Genomic DNA, 19802 nt, shown 5'->3' on the forward strand with positions numbered 1-19802 from the left:
TTCGTAACTATCCAAACCGCGTTTTCGGGTTCTGTCGGGTTCCCGCCGTCGATTATTGGTCCATCTAGTTGGCATTGGAAAGACGAACCGATCACGCGTTCGATCAATTGTCTGATCGCGAGCGCGATGATTGGCACCGGTACGGTCCGCGGTGCATTCAGAGCTGTCTACAGCGTCAACTAGCAATGCGAGTCGGATCCGTCTCAATTATGGCTCAGCTCGTGTCGATGTGCGATGCCCGCAGCCATCATAGTTTCTATTGCCCATCGTGGCCGAAGTCGGCGCGGCTACCGTTCTTAGCTACGCAGTTCTTGGCGAATAATTTCCCAAAGAGTGCGCCGGGCGCGCCAACACCATTCTCGACTTCTGCCATATCGGGGCAGCCTTCCTGCAATTCCCGACGAGCGTCGTCCTACAACGGCGGGCGCCTGATGCCGGACATTATCCGGAAACCGCCTATGAAACGGCATTCGCTCTCAACCTCGGGTTGGAGCATGGCGAGGTTTTGGGCTGCCTTGGCTTCTCCGCGCAATCAGGGGAATTTTCGCACTTCTTCGAACGTCCGATGTGCCTGCAAAATACGACAGGTGTCGCCGACATCGGTCTCTGGTTGTGTGTCGCGTTCCGAGGATAGCCAGGCGCTTCAACAATTCTCGACGCCGATCCCGCTGGGGCTGGTCGCATGTACCGCAGCGGCCATTACACCCGCCGACCGCGTTCTGGAGCCTTCCGCCGGGACAGGCTTGCTCGCCATCTTCGCCGAGCTCGCCGGCGGCAGCCTGATATTGAACGAGCTGGCCGAACCCCGTGCGGCATTGCTCGATCGTCTGTTTGCCGGCGTTGAGGTCACCCGGTTCGACGCCGTCCAGATCGATGATCACCTCGAAGCCGGTGTCGTACCTAGCGTCGTCTTGATGAACCCGCCGTTCTCGGCGCTGGCAAATGTCGATCGACGAATGGCCGACGCGGCGCTTCGGCACATAGCTTCGGCCTTGGCGCGCCTTTGCAACGGTGGGCGTTTGGTCGCCATCGCCGGCGCAAGCTTCGGGCCGGACAATCCGGCATGGCGAGATGCCTTCGTTCGCCTTCAGGAACGCGGGCGTGTCGTTTTCTCGGCCGCGCTCGATGGTGCCGTTTACGCGAAACACGGAACTCAAGCCGACACAAGGCTGCTTGTGATCGACAAGCAGCCCGCGGCGGATCCGAACGTCTTGCCGGCCTCGCTCGGCATGGCGGGCGATGTCGCTACCTTGCTCGGCTGGGTGAGCCAGCATGTGCCTCAGAGGTTGCCCGTTGCCGCCTCTGTCGTGATCGACGTCGGCAGACACCCCGAGAAGTCTCGATCCCTCGGCGCTTCCGCGCCACGCCTATCCTCCACTTCGGGCGTCGCCGCGCCAGCAAGCGTAGAGCTCGCATACGAAATAGTCGAATGGTCGCCGCCGAAAGGTGCCCGGCTTACCGATGCGCTTTATGAGGAATACGGATTGCAATCGGTCCGCATTGCGGACGCGCAGGCGCATCCGACCAAGCTCGTGCAGTCGGCTGCAATGGCATCCGTCGCGCCGCCACGACCTTCCTATCGGCCGCATCTGCCAGCCAGTCTTGTGGCGAATGGCAGCCTGTCGGACGCCCAGCTTGAGAGCGTCATCTACGCTGGCGAAGCGCATTCCGAGTTCCTCGCTGGCTCCTGGACGGTCGATGCGACCTTTGACGTCGTGGCGGCCGCGCGCGACGATGCGGAAAATGCCGTCCGCTTTCGCCGCGGCTGGTTTCTCGGCGATGGGACAGGCGCTGGCAAGGGGCGGCAGGTCGCGGGCATCCTGCTCGACAATTGGCTCAAGCATCGCCGTCGCGCAGTCTGGATCAGCAAGTCCGATAAGCTGATCGAGGATGCGCAGCGTGACTGGTCCGCGATCGGCATGGAGCGGCTGCTTGTAACGCCGCTATCGCGTTTCCGCCAGGGCACGGCCATCCGCCTTTCTGAAGGCATCCTATTTACCACTTACGCTACGCTGCGCACCGACGAGCGCGGCGAAAAGCTTTCGCGCGTGCGGCAGATCGTCGAATGGTTGGGCTCGGATTTCGACGGAGTGATCGTCTTCGACGAGAGCCACGCCATGCAGAACGCGGTCGGGGGCAAGGGCGAGCGCGGCGACCAGGCGGCCTCTCAGCAGGGGCGTGCGGGCCTGCGGCTCCAGCACGCCTTGCCAAATGCGCGCGTGGTCTATGTGTCGGCAACCGGCGCCACCACTGTGCACAACCTTGCTTATGCACAGCGGCTGGGATTGTGGGGCGGTGATGATTTCCCGTTCGCCACCAGGGGCGAATTCGTCGAGGCGATCGAGGAGGGCGGCGTCGCGGCGATGGAGGTGCTGGCGCGCGACCTCAAGGCGCTCGGTCTCTACGCGGCCCGCTCGCTCTCCTACGAAGGCGTCGAGTACGAGCTCGTCGAGCACCAGCTCACGCCGGAGCAGGTTCGCATCTACGACGCCTACGCCGAAGCGTTCGGCATCATCCATAACAACCTCGATGCTGCAATGCGGGCCGCCAACATCACCGGCGAGACCGGAACGCTGAACGGGCAGGCCAAATCCGCGGCACGATCCGCCATCGAAAGTGCGAAGCAACGCTTCTTCGGGCACCTATTGATCTCGATGAAGACGCCGTCGCTGGTCCGCTCGATCGAGCGTGATCTCGACGCCGGCCATGCCGCCGTCATCCAGATCGTCTCGACAGGCGAGGCCCTGATGGAGCGCCGGTTGGCCGAGATCCCGACCGAGGATTGGGGCGATGTTCGCGTCGACATCACTCCGCGCGAGTACGTCCTCGATTATCTCGCCCATTCCTTCCCGGTTCAGCTCTACGAGCCCTTCACCGACTCCGAAGGCAACATGTGCTCCCGTCCTGTCTATCGTGACGGCCAACCGGTCGAGAGCCGGGAGGCGGTTGCCCGCCGCGACGGCCTGATCGAGAAGCTGGCGTCGCTTCCTCCAGTACCTGGCGCGCTGGACCAGGTCGTGCAGCGCTTCGGCACCGACATGGTCGCCGAAGTGACCGGCCGCTCGCGCCGCATCGTTCGCAAGGGCGACCGGCTGGTGGTCGAAAACCGTGCCGGCTCGGCCAACCTCGCGGAGACCTCGGCCTTCATGGACGACGTCAAGCGCGTCCTCGTGTTCTCCGATGCGGGCGGCACGGGGAGGAGCTACCATGCCGAGCTATCGGCACGGAATCGGCGCCTGCGGGTTCACTATCTTCTTGAGCCCGGTTGGAAGGCCGACGCCGCGATCCAGGGCCTCGGCCGGACCAATCGGACCAACCAGGCCCAACCGCCGCTGTTTCGTCCCATCGCGACCGATGTGAAGGCCGAAAAGCGCTTTCTCAGCACCATTGCCCGCCGGCTCGACACGTTGGGAGCCATCACGCGCGGTCAGCGCCAGACCGGCGGGCAGGGCCTGTTCCGGCCCGAGGACAATCTCGAAAGCCAGTATGGCCGTGACGCATTGCGTCAGCTCTACATGCTGCTGGCGCGAGGCAAGGTCGACGGCTGCTCGCTCGAGCGGTTCGAAGATGCGACCGGCTTGAAGCTGACGGATGCCAATGGGCTCAAGGATGAGCTACCGCCAATCACGACCTTCCTGAACAGGCTGTTGGCGCTCACCATCGAGCTACAGAACATCCTGTTCACCGCCTTCGAGCAGCTGTTGACCGCTCGGATCGAGGGCGCCGTCGCATCGGGCACCTATGACGTCGGGCTGGAAACGCTTCGTGCCGAGAGCTTTGTCGTCACCGACCGGCAGACGATTTACGCGCATCCGGGCACTGGCGCTGAGACCCGGCTTCTCACGATTACCGAGCGCCTGCGCAACCACCCTGTGGGTCTGGATGACGCTCTTGCTCGTCTTTCCAATCCTCATGCCGTCCTGCTGATCAACGAGCGCTCGGGACGATCCGCCGTGCAGGTGCCAGCCCCGAGTTTCATGCTCGACGACGGCGAGATCGAGCGGCGCGTTCGCCTGATCCGGCCGATGGAGGGACACAGTGTCTCCCTCACCATGATGGCGGAAAGCCATTGGGTCGATGCGGATCGCGAACGCTTTGTAGCAGCCTGGCTGGCGGAGCTCGCCGAGGTCCCCGAGTTCACGGAAAGCACGATCCATGTCGTGGCGGGCTTGCTGCTGCCCATTTGGAAGCGGCTGCCGAATGAGTCGACCCGGGTCTATCGGCTTCAAACGGATACGGGCGAACGCATCATTGGTCGCAAGGTCTCGGCCACCTGGGTCGCAAACGTCTCTGCGGCGGTCGCGCCGGCGTTGACGGCGGACGCCGCCTTTGCCGCGCTAATGGAAGGACGGACCGTTCTTGATCTTGCGGAGGGGCTCCAGCTTCGCCGTGCCCGGGTCATGGGCGCGTACCGCATCGAACTGGCTGAATTCAATGAAACGATGCGCGATCGTCTCCGGGCTTATGGGCTCTTTGGAGAGATCATCTCCTGGAAGCTGCGCATGTTCGTGCCGACGGACGCAAGCGGCGTCGGGGTTCTGACAAAGGTGCTCGACACCTATCCGGTCGCGAGCATTAGTGAGCGAGAGGCCGCGTGATGCCCCGCGATGCGTCCGAACTGGCACGCCGGCTCGCGCGCGAGGCCGAGGCGGTGTGCCGACATTATCTTTCCCAAGGCAAGCGGGAGGGGCGCTACTGGCTGGTCGGCGACGTTCACAACACGCCAGGCCGCTCGTTGTTCGTGCGGCTATTGGAGATTCCAGACTGGATATTTGTCGTGACGATAGGCGCGATAGGCCGCACGCGCCTTGTTGTCGAGTTCCCCCTCATTGGCGAATTTGACGAGGCCCTGATTGAGCACCAGGCCAACGACGATCCGAACCGTGAAGGCACCACGGCTGAAGCCAAAGGCATAAATCTTGTCGCCGTCCTGGTAATTGCGGCAAAGGAATTTGTAGAGATTGATGACGTTGCGCTTCAGGCCATACCCGAACGCTCCGCCGAGGATGGCCAGCGGCTTGAACGATGATGTGCCGACACCATCATCGTAGATTGCGATCTGGTCGGACGTCTTGAGATCGAGCGACTGAAAGGTCCGCCAGACGTTGGTTCGCCAAACCTTGCCGGCTGCGTTGCCCGTGCCATCCGATAGCAGAACGATATTCTTGGACATCGGCTTCCTCCAGACGAATAGGGGTCATCAATTTTCGCGAGCAATCACAGGCGTCGGTTCAAACAGGTGGGCTCGGCGGAAAGATCAACAACAGCAGGTTCAGCGCGCCAAGGAATGCGAACTGGCCGATTGCCAGTGTCACCGTGGCGAGTTTGAGAGAGGTGAGGATCGAGAGGAGACGGAACGAGGTCGGAGTGAGCCTGATCCACGACTTCAAGGTCGCCACAAGGCCGGCATCTTCAGCAAGATCCGACGCCATGTAGGAGGCGGGGATGATCCACCAGATCCACGCCGGCACGGCTGAGAGGAATCCCAGCCGTTCAGCGAGCGAGGCGGATGCAAGGGCAAGGAATAGCCCAAGGCAAATCAGGAAGAGGACGTCGAGGGGGAACAGGACGGGAAAAACATATCCGCTGATCGCTCTGGCATGCGGGCTGTCTGCGAGCCAGCGAGCGAGTGTCGCCTTGCTTAGAACCTCGGTCTGGGAGGGAATATACTTGAGCCGCTCGAGAAATCGTTCGGCGACGTCCTCGCCATATCGCGGCGCGACAAGATACTTCAGCACGAGAGTCAACGCTAGCGTCAGTCCGAACAGCAAAAGGATCGTCCGCACAAATATGCCCCCCAACTAAAATCGCTGCTCGATCGAAGCCGCTCTCCTGCGCAACGCGGGACTTTCGGGCACTTCTGCCGAGCGGAGCGGCCCCGCGCCTCAGTGCAATTTCGTGATACTGTCACACTTTCAAGTTGCTTGGCTATATCAATGCAGCTTTTCCCCAGCGCGGGCCGGGGGCTACATCGCACCGATGCGAGGGAGTACCTGATCAGACATGCAGTCCTGATCGGCTGTGCTTATCCTCGCCAATACGCTGCAGCCATCTCCTCCGACAAGATGGTGCAGGATGCGACGTCGCGTTGGGACAATAGCTACGACGGACTGAAGCAGTCGCTCACTATTCAGTCTGCCATTGTCAGCGGGTTGGACCAGGACGGCCAGACGCTTCGAACGCTGATGGCAAACTCGTCCGCTGCGGTCGGTTCGTTGCAGGCCCAACAGTCCGGCAACGAATTGCTGGCGTTGCAGATCAAGCAGTCCTTGCAGACACAGGCATTGATGGCAACACAGGCGCGCGCGGACACGCTGCGCGCCGCCGAGCAGCAGGCATCGTCGGCAGCCGCGAAGGAGCGATTTACTCGCTTCATCGGCGACGGCCATGCCTACACCAGCGGCAAGTAGGGGAGGGCATCATGGCTGATCTTTCCGTCATTGACCGCTTTACCGAGACCTTCTCGCGCTACATCGACTCCGGGTTTGGTCTTCTATCCGGCGATGTTTCCTTCTTGAGTTCAACGCTGATCGGCATCGACCTGACGCTCGCCGGACTTGCCTGGGCTATGCGAGCCGACGACCACATCATGGTCACGCTCGCCAAGAAGGTGCTTTACGTCGGCGCCTTCGCGTTCATCATCGGCAACTTCAAGAGCCTTGCCGATGTCGTCTTCGCGTCCTTCTCCAGCATCGGGCTGAAGGCATCAGGCGGGAGCTTAAGCGCCGCTGACTTGGCGCGGCCAGGCTTTGTCGCTTCCGCCGGGTTTGCGGCCGCTCATCCGCTTCTGGAGGAGACCGGCCAATTCTCAGGCTTTGATGTCCTGACCAACCTCCCAACCATCCTGATCCTGCTGTTCTGCTGGATCCTGATCGTGCTCGCCTTCTTTGTCCTCTCGGTTCAGCTCTTCGTCACGCTGATCGAATTCAAGCTCACAACGCTTGCGAGCTTCATCCTCGTACCGTTCGCTCTGTGGGGAAAGACCTCGTTCCTGGCGGAAAAGACACTCGGCAATGTGGTCGCGTCGGGGGTGAAGGTGATGGTTCTCGCGATCATCATCGGCATTGGCTCGACCATCTTCGGCCAGCTCGCGAGCACGCTGACCCGGCCGGTCGATATCGTGTCGGCCATGAGCTTGTTGCTGGCGGCCCTTTCGCTGTTTGGCCTTGGCATCTTCGGACCGGGGATCGCAGCGGGATTGGTCTCGGGTGCGCCCCAGTTAGGCGCCGGTGCAGCCGCCGGAACGGTGGCGGGCGCGGCGGCAATCGCGATCGGCGGTGGAGCGGTTGCCGCGGGCGGACTGCGCCTTGCGGCAGGCGGTTCAATGACTGCGGTTCGCTCCGCAGCATCGCTTACCGGGGCGTCTTCGGCCGCGGGTACGCCAGCTCGGGCCGCAACCGTGGATCAGCTCTCTAGCGCGGGCGCTGGCGGTGCAACGAACGGCGCGGCTGCTTCAGGCGCGGGTCGTGCGGCTGCATCGTCTGGCCGGGGACACGCAAGGGAAGCAGCGCAGGTTGCTGCTCACACCCTGAAGGAAGGCGACAAGGGCGGGCATTCTTCGGGTCCGAAGTTGGGGGAGGAATAGGGCATGTCAGGTCATCCCTTTCAGCGCGTGTCCGTCCGGTACGGCGAAACGCCGGCGCCGGTAACGCCCTATCAGAAGGCAGCCCAGGTCTGGGACGAGAGGCTCGGGTCCGCCCGGGTGCAGGCCAGCAACTGGCGGCTGGCAGCGCTGGCAGCCATCGGCCTGTCCAGCGTCCTCGGATTGACGATCTTCACCCAGATCGCTCGCTCGGGCGTCGTTCCCTACGTGGTCGAGGTCGATCGGCTCGGTGAAGTCCGAGCAGTCGGGCCAGCGCTCGAGGCCTACCAGCCGTCAGACGCGCAGATCGCGCATTTCCTTGCGCGGTTCGTCGAGAACGTCCGCTCTCTGTCGATCGATCCGGTCATCGTTCGGGCGAACTGGCTGCGCGCCTACGACTTCGTCACCGATCGCGGCGCGCAAGCCCTAAACGACTACGCGCGCGAAGCCGATCCGCCGCGGACATTCAGCGGGTGCTGGGCTGCCGCTGCTGTCGACCGCGCCTGCCGCGGTCTCGTGGTAGGAGACGCCGCGGCAGGTCATGTGCTGGAACGTCTTGTTGAACACCAGCCTGGGGTCGTATCGCCAACGCTCCTTGCCTGTCGCGGCGTCCAGCGCAAACAGCACCTGGTGTTGCGAGCAGAGATAGAGCGTGTCGCGCACCTTGATCGGCGTCACCTCGAAGGTCGTCTCGCCGGAATCCTCCGGCGTCGCCACGTCGCCGGTGCGGAAGGTCCAGGCGACCCGGAGCTTGCCGACATTGTCGGGCGTGATCTGCTTGAGCGGTGAATAGCGCTGTCCGAATTGCGTGCGTCCATAGGCGCGCCAGTCGCCAACCGGCTGAGGGTCGGATTCGCTTTGCGGCACTGTCGAAGCCTGCGCGGCGATCATGCCGTCGACGTCGTGATAGCTCGACCGAAGTCCGATGAGGAGGACGACGGAAGAAGCGGCGACGCCGATCCAGAGCGGCAGCGTCGCGCTTCGGTACGACACCGGCTGGTCTCGCAGCAGCCCGCGAACGATCACCGGCGTCAGCAGCCAGAGCGCCATGGGGAAGACGATGTCACCGCGCGAGGCGAGCGGCCACCAGTCGAATTGCACCTCCGAGATGGCCCACGCCACCGTGCCGACCAGCACGATCGCAAACAGCCACAGCGCCGAACGGCGCCGCGCCAGCAACAGCGCGGCCGTCGCGACAATGCCGACACCGAGAACAACATAGAAGACGGACCCGCCCAACGCGGCGAGCCAAAGGCCGCCCCCCGCAAGGAAGAGGCCGATCACGGCGTAGACGAGACCCGTGATGAAGACGGCCCTGGATCGCTGCATGGCTGTTCCGGCGCGGCAAAGAGATCGGGCCAGTCCAGTGCAACCGCAGCAGACGGCGCTCACATGCGATCACTGTGGTCCAATCAACCACAACTGGCAACCTTCAACTGCTGCGCCGATGCAACATACGGGCGCATTAGGTTGCGATCTGATGTGGCAAGATTCTGTCTGGAATTGCGCCTCCTTGAATACGATCAAGACCGTTCTCGTCGATGGCGCGCAGCACGTGATTGCGAGCGAGAACGGGCCTTGACGAGCGCCTCGCCGCATCCGGGCCGTTCGAGCAGGATCCCGCGCAGTGGATCGCGGCGCATGAGCCTGAGATCTTTGCGGCGACGTGCGGACCTTAGGGCCGTCGAGGTCTGACGTCCTGTCCTGCACCGAGATGTTCGGATCTCCCCGCCGGGGGCCATATCCTCCCGGGGCTAGAGGCCTGCCGCGCGGGCTGAACCTGAACGGGCGGCGCTTTCGCGTTCGTTTCCCTAGAACACGGTTCCAACTGGCAATTGCCACTTTTTCCCGATTGAGCTAGTTTCTGTCCGACCGTCGTCGCCGACATCTCGCAAAGACGTAGGTCACCGGCAAGGAAGCAGGCCAGGGGCGTCAAGACTGAATCGCCGCACTCCTTAAGGATCTGGGCTATGGCAGGTGCGACCGGATTGAATATCGCGCATTGGGCTACTGGTTACGGGCACAACACCGACATTCATTTTTTGAAGCTGGATTTCGTGGACGGTAAATCCGTCACGGTGGCTCTGCAGCCGGCACAGGCTGACGAGATAGCTCAGGCTCTCTTGAGGCAGCTATGCCAAAAGCCACCAAAACCGAACCTGAACTGATGTCATAAGCCAAGCCCGTTGCGTGAAGGACGAGCTGGATATCGATGTTTTGGATCACCTCGCGCTCGCCGGCGAACGCCTCGACCGCCTGCGCAAGCCGATCGGGGATTCCGACATCAGATCGAGGTGACCCTGATCTGCCTTTCGGGGAGCGCGGCGTATAGCCGCTTGTGGGCTGGTTTCGCGGCTTCGACGCCAGTCTCTGGCTCTGTCTCAAAATAAGTCAAAAAGATTAAAATAAGACATAAAATCAATTAAGTCGACGTTGTCATCGCGCCAGCTGAACTTGCCCGCCCCCTGCGCATACCCCTCAAAAATAAGGTCAGGATCATTGGTAGATGAATTTGATTGGATTATAAGGAACTCGTTAAAAGATAAATAAATCATTAATTATTTTGGGGCGGCTTCATGTTTCCCGTCGGGGAGGATAGCGGCGATGAATGGGGGGCCGCCCTGCAGCCGGGCGGCGCGCCGGGCGTGGTGGATATGGCAAATCCCGCTCGCATTGTGGTGCCGGACGCCAGTCTTCTGTTCTCCGGCGAGTTCAAGCGCGCGGGTGTCGACCTCGAGCTTTCGCGCGATGACCGCCATTTCCTGATCCGCGATTACTTTCGCGGCGAACATCGCGCAGGCTTGGCGTCACCTGATGGGGCCTGGCTCACCGGCGATGTTGTCACGGCCCTGACCGGCCATACCCAGTATGCGCAGGCTGACGGCAGCACCAGTGCCGGCAAGATCATTGGTCACGTCACCAAGCTCGTCGGCAATGCCACGGCCATTCGCAACGGCGTTTCAATTATCCTGAACCTCGGCGATAACCTGGAAAAAGGCGATGTCGTTCAGTCAGGCTCGGATTCCAAGCTCGGAATCACTTTTATCGACGGCACCGTATTCGGGCTCGCCTCCAATTCACGAATGGTGCTTAACGAAATGGTCTACGACCCCAACGGGTCGAACAACTCGTCGTTGTTGAGCCTCGTCGCGGGAACCATCACTTTCGTCGCCGGACAGACTGCCAAGCATGGTGACATGAAGGTCGATACCCCGGTTGCGACTATGGGCATCCGGGGTACAGCGGTCCTGGTCCAGAAGATTGAATTTCTTGTTTCAAACGTGTCGCCGAACGGAGGCCAGGGCCAGGTCACGGCAGGTTTCCAGGTTCTGGTAGAACCGGATGGAACAACCGGATCCTATATCTTGATGGACCGGACCACACTTGCTCCGATCGCGACCGTTGACGACGCCGGCAAGCTCATCACGTACAATCAGGGCGTGTTCAGTACGGCGGCCGCCGCGCCGCTGTCGGCTGAAATCCAGCAACTCATCTCCGATGTGTTTGCGCTGAAATTTACCGACGCAAACCCGAAGGCTCTGAATCAATTTACCGATTCCATCGTGCCGGACGGTATTCCGCACATTCTGTTTGCCGGTGACGATGGCTACAGTTCGAAGTATTCGGTGAGTTTTCAGCTGGGCCCGGTAACGGCAACTGCAACCTTCGAGTTCGTCCCGGTGTACTTGAACTTTCCGCCAACCGTCAATGTGACGTCAGGCGAGTTCACAGTGCGATCTGCTGCTGCCAACCGCGCGAATGTCGATTCCGTTTCGGGGATCATCACCTTTGAAGACGTCAACCGCGGCGACGTTCCGACGGTCAAAACCAATTTTGTCTCGTTCAAGGTCCTGGATGCCCAAGGCAGGGATATCACCGCGACGCTGACCGCCAAGGAACTGGCGGCAATTACAGCAGTGGAAGTCGACCTTGCCGTGGTGCCAGCCCCCGGCAATAACAGCTCTGGCTCAGTCAGCTGGACCTACAGTGTCGCAGACAGGGCGTTCGATTTCCTTAGATCCGGCAGAACACTGGTACTGACCTACAACGCTCAAGTCGACACCAACAATATTGGTTACAATACGACGGTCCAGAAGCCGTTTACGATCACGATATCCTCCCCTCCCTCGGTAGAGTGGATCCCGAACGAGGGTTTCTGGAGCGTCGGTTCAAACTGGTCGTCGGGCCTCGTTCCAACGGCGCTCTATGATGTTTTCATTCCCGCCGAGGTTATCGTTGGCGGCGCCGACCAGAATACGGTGACCATCGTTGAAGCAGCGTTTGCTAACTCTGTGACACTGGGGGTGGCCGGTACCAGCGGCGGCGCGCAACTGATCAACAACAGTACCTTGACGACTGGCAATGCGCTGACGCTTTACGGCGAAAGCACATTTTACAATTTTGGCACGACTATCGTAGGCCTGCTTGAACTCCTGGACCGGAGTGCGTTCCACAACTCCGGTCGCACTGTGCTGATGGATGGTGGAGATTTCATCGATCAAAGCTCCGTTTCGAATGATGAAGGGGGAATGCTCGAACTGGCCGGCGGTACGCTTAATGTTGCCGTCAACGTAGCAAATTCAGGCCTTGTGCTAATCGATCCGGGTGCAGACTTGTCGCTGTACGGCGCCTCGTTCAATGGCAGCATCGAGAACAAGGGGACTATCGACCTCACCGGTCGTGCCACGCTGATCAACGGCTCATTGGATAACTTTGGTCGCATCAACGTCAGCGGCACTGGCAATGCCTTCCACGACGAGATCGTCAGCAATTTTGGCGCCATCGCTGTCACGGGGCAATTGACCTTCGATTTCGGTACCACGATCACGGGCGGCACCATTTTTAACGCCGGTATCGTCAAGATTGAGAGCGGACAGGGTGCGACGCTCAATAGCGTCGACGTTGAGAATCTTGGCGGCGTTATTCAGGTCGGAAGCACGTCCGATGATGGTGTGACCTTGACCTTGAACGGTACCCTCATCCTCGGGGGGGTCGTCAATGACAACGGCGTCATTCACGTCACCGGCAACAGCGCCATTAACAATGCAGCGATATACGGTGGCCAGATCTTCGTCGACGATGGCTACACATTGACGCTGAATGGCACCACGGTGACAGATACCGTGATCCACGACGCCGGGGTCATCCAGGTCGATGTCAACCAGACACGTATGCTGGACCATGTGGCGATAGACGGTGGGACGATCAATAACTTGGGACTGCTCGAGATCATCGGGGATAGTTCCATCAGCGACAATACTCTGAACAACAACGTTCTGACGGTCGACGACGGCAAGACACTGACCCTTTCTGGCGTTAGGATCAGTGGTGGCACCATCAATGACGGCAACGTGCTCGGCGCCGGTGTCATCGTCATCGCCAGCTCGAGCAAGATCAGCGACGCCGATATGGACGGCGGCCTGGTGACGATCGATGCCTCGACGCAGCTGACGCTGGACAATGTGACGGTGACCGGCACGACGATCACCGACAAGGGCACGCTGGCGCTGGCGGACACGGTGACGCTGGCGGGGATCGACATCATCACCGGGACGGCCGGGAGCACGATCAGCAACAGCGGGCTGCTGGACATCACCGGCACGACGACGCTGAACACCGACAGCGTGACCAACGGCGGCACGATCAGGGTCGGCAACACGCTGAAGCTGAACGGCACGACGATCAGCGGCGGCACGATCACCGACAACGGGCTGATCGAGACGGTGCAGGGCGTCAGCACGATCACCGGCAACGCGCAGCTGAACGGCGGCCTGGTGACGATCGACGCCCCGACGCAGCTGACGCTGGACAATGCGACGGTGACCGGCACGACGATCACCGACAAGGGCACGCTGGCGCTGGTGGACACGGTGACGCTGGCGGGGATCGACATCATCACCGGGACGGGTGGCAGCACGATCAGCAACAGCGGGTTGCTGGACATCACCGGCACGACGACGCTGAACACCGACAGCGTGACCAACGGCGGCACGATCAGGGTCGGCAACACGCTGAAGCTGAACGGCACGACGATCAGCGGCGGCACGATCGCCGACAACGGGCTGATCGAGACGGTGCAGGGCGTCAGCACGATCACCGGCAACGCGCAGCTGAACGGCGGCCTGGTGACGATCGACGCCCCGACGCAGCTGACGCTGGACAATGTGACGGTGACCGGCACGACGATCACCGACAAGGGCACGCTGGCGCTGGCGGACACGGTGACGCTGGCGGGGATCGACATCATCACCGGGACGGGTGGCAGCACGATCAGCAACAGCGGGCTGCTGGACATCACCGGCACGACGACGCTGAACACCGACAGCGTGACCAACGGCGGCACGATCAGGGTCGGCAACACGCTGAAGCTGAACGGCACGACGATCAGCGGCGGCACGATCGCCGACAACGGGCTGATCGAGACGGTGCAGGGCGTCAGCACGATCACCGGCAACGCGCAGCTGAACGGCGGCCTGGTGACGATCGATGCCTCGACGCAGCTGACGCTGGACAATGTGACGGTGACCGGCACGACGATCACCGACAAGGGCACGCTGGCGCTGGCGGACACGGTGACGCTGGCGGGGATCGACATCATCACCGGGACGGGTGGCAGCACGATCAGCAACAGCGGGCTGCTGGACATCACCGGCACGACGACGCTGAACACCGACAGCGTGACCAACGGCGGCACGATCAGGGTCGGCAACACGCTGAAGCTGAACGGCACGACGATCAGCGGCGGCACGATCGCCGACAACGGGCTGATCGAGACGGTGCAGGGCGTCAGCACGATCACCGGCAACGCGCAGCTGAACGGCGGCCTGGGGACGATCGATGCCTCGACGCAGCTGACGCTGGACAATGTGACGGTGACCGGCACGACGATCACCGACAAGGGCACGCTGGCGCTGGCGGACACGGTGACGCTGGCGGGGATCGACATCATCACCGGGACGGGTGGCAGCACGATCAGCAACAGCGGGCTGCTGGACATCACCGGCACGACGACGCTGAACACCGACAGCGTGACCAACGGCGGCACGATCAGGGTCGGCAACACGCTGAAGCTGAACGGCACGACGATCAGCGGCGGCACGATCGCCGACAACGGGCTGATCGAGACGGTGCAGGGCGTCAGCACGATCACCGGCAACGCGCAGCTGAACGGCGGCCTGGTGACGATCGACGCCTCGACGCAGCTGACGCTGGACAATGTGACGGTGACCGGCACGACGATCACCGACAAGGGCACGCTGGCGCTGGCGGACACGGTGACGCTGGCGGGGATCGACATCATCACCGGGACGGGTGGCAGCACGATCAGCAACAGCGGGCTGCTGGACATCACCGGCACGACGACGCTGAACACCGACAGCGTGACCAACGGCGGCACGATCAGGGTCGGCAACACGCTGAAGCTGAACGGCACGACGATCAGCGGCGGCACGATCGCCGACAACGGGCTGATCGAGACGGTGCAGGGCGTCAGCACGATCACCGGCAACGCGCAGCTGAACGGCGGCCTGGTGACGATCGATGCCTCGACGCAGCTGACGCTGGACAATGCGACGGTGACCGGCACGACGATCACCGACAAGGGCACGCTGGCGCTGGCGGACACGGTGACGCTGGCGGGGATCGACATCATCACCGGGACGGGTGGCAGCACGATCAGCAACAGCGGGCTGCTGGACATCACCGGCACGACGACGCTGAACACCGACAGCGTGACCAACGGCGGCACGATCAGGGTCGGCAACACGCTGAAGCTGAACGGCACGACGATCAGCGGCGGCACGATCACCGACAACGGGCTGATCGAGACGGTGCAGGGCGTCAGCACGCTCACCGGCAACGCGCAGCTGAACGGCGGCCTGGTGACGATCGATGCCTCGACGCAGCTGACGCTGGACAATGTGACGGTGACCGGCACGACGATCACCGACAAGGGCACGCTGGCGCTGGCGGACACGGTGACGCTGGCGGGGATCGACATCATCACCGGGACGGGTGGCAGCACGATCAGCAACAGCGGGCTGCTGGACATCACCGGCACGACGACGCTGAACACCGACAGCGTGACCAACGGCGGCACGATCAGGGTCGGCAACACGCTGAAGCTGAACGGCACGACGATCAGCGGCGGCACGATCGCCGACAACGGGCTGATCGAGACGGTGCAGGGCGTCAGCACGATCACCGGCAACGCGCAGCTGAACGGCGGCCTGGTGACGATCGATGCCTCGACGCAGCTGACGCTGGACAATGTGACGGTGACCGGCACGACGATCACCGACAAGGGCACGCTGGCGCTGGCGGACACGGTGACGCTGGCGGGGATCGACATCATCACCGGGACGGGTGGCAGCACGATCAGCAACAGCGGGCTGCTGGACATCACCGGCACGACGACGCTGAACACCGACAGCGTGACCAACGGCGGCACGATCAGGGTCGGCAACACGCTGAAGCTGAACGGCACGACGATCAGCGGCGGCACGATCGCCGACAACGGGCTGATCGAGACGGTGCAGGGCGTCAGCACGATCACCGGCAACGCGCAGCTGAACGGCGGCCTGGTGACGATCGATGCCTCGACGCAGCTGACGCTGGACAATGTGACGGTGACCGGCACGACGATCACCGACAAGGGCACGCTGGCGCTGGCGGACACGGTGACGCTGGCGGGGATCGACATCATCACCGGGACGGGTGGCAGCACGATCAGCAACAGCGGGCTGCTGGACATCACCGGCACGACGACGCTGAACACCGACAGCGTGACCAACGGCGGCACGATCAGGGTCGGCAACACGCTGAAGCTGAACGGCACGACGATCAGCGGCGGCACGATCACCGACAACGGGCTGATCGAGACGGTGCAGGGCGTCAGCACGATCACCGGCAACGCGCAGCTGAACGGCGGCCTGGTGACGATCGATGCCTCGACGCAGCTGACGCTGGACAATGTGACGGTGACCGGCACGACGATCACCGACAAGGGCACGCTGGCGCTGGCGGACACGGTGACGCTGGCGGGGATCGACATCATCACCGGGACGGGTGGCAGCACGATCAGCAACAGCGGGCTGCTGGACATCACCGGCACGACGACGCTGAACACCGACAGCGTGACCAACGGCGGCACGATCAGGGTCGGCAACACGCTGAAGCTGAACGGCACGACGATCAGCGGCGGCACGATCGCCGACAACGGGCTGATCGAGACGGTGCAGGGCGTCAGCACGATCACCGGCAACGCGCAGCTGAACGGCGGCCTGGTGACGATCGATGCCTCGACGCAGCTGACGCTGGACAATGTGACGGTGACCGGCACGACGATCACCGACAAGGGCACGCTGGCGCTGGCGGACACGGTGACGCTGGCGGGGATCGACATCATCACCGGGACGGGTGGCAGCACGATCAGCAACAGCGGGCTGCTGGACATCACCGGCACGACGACGCTGAACACCGACAGCGTGACCAACGGCGGCACGATCAGGGTCGGCAACACGCTGAAGCTGAACGGCACGACGATCAGCGGCGGCACGATCGCCGACAACGGGCTGATCGAGACGGTGCAGGGCGTCAGCACGATCACCGGCAACGCGCAGCTGAACGGCGGCCTGGTGACGATCGATGCCTCGACGCAGCTGACGCTGGACAATGTGACGGTGACCGGCACGACGATCACCGACAAGGGCACGCTGGCGCTGGCGGACACGGTGACGCTGGCGGGGATCGACATCATCACCGGGACGGGTGGCAGCACGATCAGCAACAGCGGGCTGCTGGACATCACCGGCACGACGACGCTGAACACCGACAGCGTGATCAACAGCGGCACGGTCAGGGTCGACGGCGGCGCAACGCTTACGCTGAATTCATCAAATATTGCCGGGGGAACCGTCGCCGACTATGGCACGATTTACGCCATCACGGCAGTTGATATATCCGGGGACATCATTGGCACCGGCGCGATCAATATCGCCGACCTTGTACAGCTGCAGATCGGGGGCTCGGTCGCGTCTGGCAATATTGTGTTGTTTGCGGGCGTCCAAGGTGAACTCATTCTCGATCAATCGAAGCAATTCCTCGGATTGATCGCGGGATCTTCCGTCGGGACGCTTCTCACGCTGGATGATCAGATCGACTTGAGGGATCTGTCTTTCAATGCGAACAGCATGTCTACGACGGTTTCCTACAGCTCGAACATCAGCACTGTCACTTTCATCGATCACACCGTTGCCGGCGACATCTCCGTCCAGATCCGTTTCTCCGGTGACTATACAAACCAGGGCTGGCAATTCACGGATGATGGTCACGGCGGCAGCTTGGTCCAGTTGGCACCGCCACCCGTGTTCTCAGACATTATCGACAACCAATATGCGTTCACGGGCAATAAGACGGCGTCGGGAAGCATTTGGACGTTCCAGGCCGCTGTGACGGACAACGATGCGGCCGTTGTCGGCCAGGGCGGCATTACAAAATTCGATCTCACGGATAACGGAGTGCTCCTTGGCTCTGCGGCATTCAATGGAGGCGTATGGACGCTTTCGGGCTTGTTGTCGTCGGTTACTTACCAGTCCGGAATTTACACGATCACAACGAGTTCTACGACCCTCATCAAGAACAATGACGTTCTTGTAATCACTGCGTATGACTCCGCGAACTTGTCTGCAACCAAGTCGGTGGAATTGACGAATAACTCCTCCTTCCAAGTCGCGCCTGCCGGTACGTCCGGAGAGCCCATCAATTTGGCGCTGACGGATCCATCAGGCGTCCAGCTGACGGGTCCAGTCCATCTGACGTTGACCGGAGTACCGACGGATTGGAGCCTCAGCGAAGGTACGAATCTCGATAACGGCATTTGGACGGTAGACACGAATGATCTGAATGCACTGACGGTAACGACGGCCGCCGCCTTTTCTGGCGCCATGGTGCTGGGCGTGACCGAAACCTGGACCAATGCAGATGGCAGCATCGGAACCGCGCTGGTGCTGGACAACGTCGAAGCCTATGCGACGGGTTCGCCGATCTTTGCCCTGTCAGGCGACGACACGCTGACCGGCGCCGGTGGAAATGATCTTTTCGTTTTTGGGCAGCCGATCGGGCACGACACGGTTTACAGTTTTGACACGGCACGCGATCAGATCGACCTGATCGGATATGACGACTTTAAAAGCTTCAGCGAAGTCCAGGCGCATCTGACCGAAGACGTCAATGGCAATAGTTTGATCATGCTGGGAGAAGGGCAGTCGATCGAGTTGCAGGGAGTGCATGCGGCCGCCTTAAGCGAGAGCAATTTCGTTTTCGACCAGATGCCGACGCTCGACAATGCAGGGACAATGACGATCAGCGATGGGGCCGTGATGCCCTTCAGCGGCACAATCAACAATACCGGCACCATTGCGTTGAATTCCGCTGGCGATGAAACCGATTTTCAGCTGATTGGGTACGGTGTGACGCTGCTGGGCGGCGGTCACCTCGAACTGTCGGATAGCGATGACAACGTCATTTGCGGAACGGGCGCCGCCGTCACGCTCGATAACGAAGACAATACGATCTCCGGAGCCGGACGCCTCGGCAACGGCGAACTGACGCTGACCAACGCCGGCAATATCGACGCGACTGGTACTCACGCTCTCACGATCAATACCGGCGTCAACACGATATACAATTCAGGAGTTTTGGAAGCGTCGGGCAGTGGCGGTTTGATGGTTATGGGCTCGATCGCGAACTCAGGTGTATTGTGGGCCAACGGATCGAGCCTTACGGTTCAGGGCCAGCTGAGCGGAAGCGGCACCGCCAAGATCGATGGTGCTGCGACGCTTGACCTCGAAGCCTCCGCAACCATCAGTGTAACGTTCGGTTCGGGCTCCGGCGTTCTAAGGCTTGGCGACGCATTCCACTTCAATGGCACGATAGCGGGCTTCGGCGAAGCAGACGTGGTTGATCTTGCCAATCTTGATTTTGGTGCGGCCTCGCTCAGTTACCATCAGAACGTCGGCGGCGCTGGCGGCATGCTCACGATTTCCGATGGAGCCCACATCGCCGAGCTGTCGCTGATCGGTAATTACTCGGCGGACAATTTCAGCCTTGCATCCGATCTTTCAAAGGGGACTGCGATTACCTATGTGAACCACGATATTGTCGTTTGACTGGGGATGCACCGGGCAGCTTTCGATTGCACAAAATCATCACGCGGGTTTGC

7 protein-coding genes and 4 pseudogenes are annotated in these 19802 nt (G+C 61.6%); 8 read left to right on the forward strand and 3 right to left on the reverse strand.

Features of this window, described 5'->3' with window-relative positions; translation table 11 throughout:
- Window positions 1-620: 620 nt before the first annotated feature.
- Both XH90_RS15200 and XH90_RS39045 read left to right on the forward strand, forming a co-directional pair.
- Window positions 621-4598, forward strand: a pseudogene (locus XH90_RS15200) (strawberry notch-like NTP hydrolase domain-containing protein); the annotation flags it as partial.
- Window positions 4598-4762, forward strand: a pseudogene (locus tag XH90_RS39045) (DNA primase); the annotation flags it as partial. The pseudogenes XH90_RS15200 and XH90_RS39045, both read left to right, overlap by 1 nt.
- A gap of 3 nt (window positions 4763-4765) precedes the next feature.
- Here the strand turns inward: XH90_RS39045 and XH90_RS15205 are convergent.
- Together XH90_RS15205 and XH90_RS15210 are read right to left on the reverse strand one after the other, a co-directional pair.
- Window positions 4766-5173 (reverse strand): annotated as a pseudogene (locus XH90_RS15205) (phospholipase effector Tle1 domain-containing protein); the annotation flags it as partial.
- A gap of 58 nt (window positions 5174-5231) precedes the next feature.
- Window positions 5232-5771: a hypothetical protein gene (locus XH90_RS15210; protein WP_194482225.1), complete on the reverse strand. Its 540-nt coding sequence runs from the start codon at window positions 5769-5771 to the stop codon at window positions 5232-5234.
- A gap of 165 nt (window positions 5772-5936) precedes the next feature.
- On the opposite strand from XH90_RS15210, the gene XH90_RS15215 reads away from it, so the two are divergent.
- The 3 genes and pseudogenes from XH90_RS15215 to trbF form a co-directional block, all read left to right on the forward strand.
- On the forward strand, window positions 5937-6410 hold the full coding sequence (locus tag XH90_RS15215) for a hypothetical protein (protein ID WP_194482226.1): 474 nt from the start codon (window positions 5937-5939) through the stop codon (window positions 6408-6410).
- Window positions 6411-6421: 11 nt separating this feature from the next.
- Window positions 6422-7585 carry a P-type conjugative transfer protein TrbL gene (gene trbL, locus XH90_RS15220; RefSeq protein ID WP_194482227.1) on the forward strand — a complete coding sequence of 388 codons (1164 nt, stop codon included), beginning with the start codon at window positions 6422-6424 and terminating at the stop codon, window positions 7583-7585.
- 3 nt (window positions 7586-7588) lie between these two features.
- A pseudogene (gene trbF, locus XH90_RS15225) lies at window positions 7589-8038 on the forward strand (conjugal transfer protein TrbF); the annotation flags it as partial.
- On the opposite strand, the gene XH90_RS39825 reads toward trbF, so the two are convergent.
- Window positions 8009-8911: a hypothetical protein gene (locus XH90_RS39825; RefSeq protein ID WP_371748352.1), complete on the reverse strand. Its 903-nt coding sequence runs from the start codon at window positions 8909-8911 to the stop codon at window positions 8009-8011. The pseudogene trbF and the gene XH90_RS39825 overlap by 30 nt on opposite strands.
- On the opposite strand from XH90_RS39825, the gene XH90_RS15235 reads away from it, so the two are divergent.
- The 3 genes from XH90_RS15235 (at window position 8886) to XH90_RS15245 (ending at window position 19749) form a co-directional block, all read left to right on the forward strand.
- Complete coding sequence (locus XH90_RS15235) at window positions 8886-9164, forward strand: hypothetical protein (protein WP_194482228.1); 279 nt, start codon at window positions 8886-8888, stop codon at window positions 9162-9164. The genes XH90_RS39825 and XH90_RS15235 overlap by 26 nt on opposite strands.
- Window positions 9165-9552: 388 nt before the next feature.
- A complete protein-coding gene (locus tag XH90_RS15240; protein ID WP_194482229.1) occupies window positions 9553-9750 on the forward strand; it encodes a hypothetical protein in 198 nt (65 codons plus the stop codon).
- Window positions 9751-10158: 408 nt separating this feature from the next.
- On the forward strand, window positions 10159-19749 hold the full coding sequence (locus XH90_RS15245) for a hypothetical protein (RefSeq protein WP_194482230.1): 9591 nt from the start codon (window positions 10159-10161) through the stop codon (window positions 19747-19749).
- Window positions 19750-19802: the final 53 nt, after the last annotated feature.

The organism is Bradyrhizobium sp. CCBAU 53338, from assembly GCF_015291665.1.
Classification (GTDB): Bacteria; Pseudomonadota; Alphaproteobacteria; order Rhizobiales; family Xanthobacteraceae; genus Bradyrhizobium.

What these genes read in the sequence shown, in the direction of transcription:
- XH90_RS15215 (WP_194482226.1), top strand. Translation starts at nt 5,937, where the DNA reads ATGCAGCTTTTCCCCAGCGCGGGCCGGGGGCTACATCGCACCGATGCG.
- trbL (WP_194482227.1), top strand. Translation starts at nt 6,422, where the DNA reads ATGGCTGATCTTTCCGTCATTGACCGCTTTACCGAGACCTTCTCGCGC.
- XH90_RS15235 (WP_194482228.1), top strand. Translation starts at nt 8,886, where the DNA reads ATGAAGACGGCCCTGGATCGCTGCATGGCTGTTCCGGCGCGGCAAAGA.
- XH90_RS39825 (WP_371748352.1), bottom strand. Translation starts at nt 8,911, where the DNA reads ATGCAGCGATCCAGGGCCGTCTTCATCACGGGTCTCGTCTACGCCGTG.
- XH90_RS15240 (WP_194482229.1), top strand. Translation starts at nt 9,553, where the DNA reads ATGGCAGGTGCGACCGGATTGAATATCGCGCATTGGGCTACTGGTTAC.
- XH90_RS15245 (WP_194482230.1), top strand. Translation starts at nt 10,159, where the DNA reads ATGTTTCCCGTCGGGGAGGATAGCGGCGATGAATGGGGGGCCGCCCTG.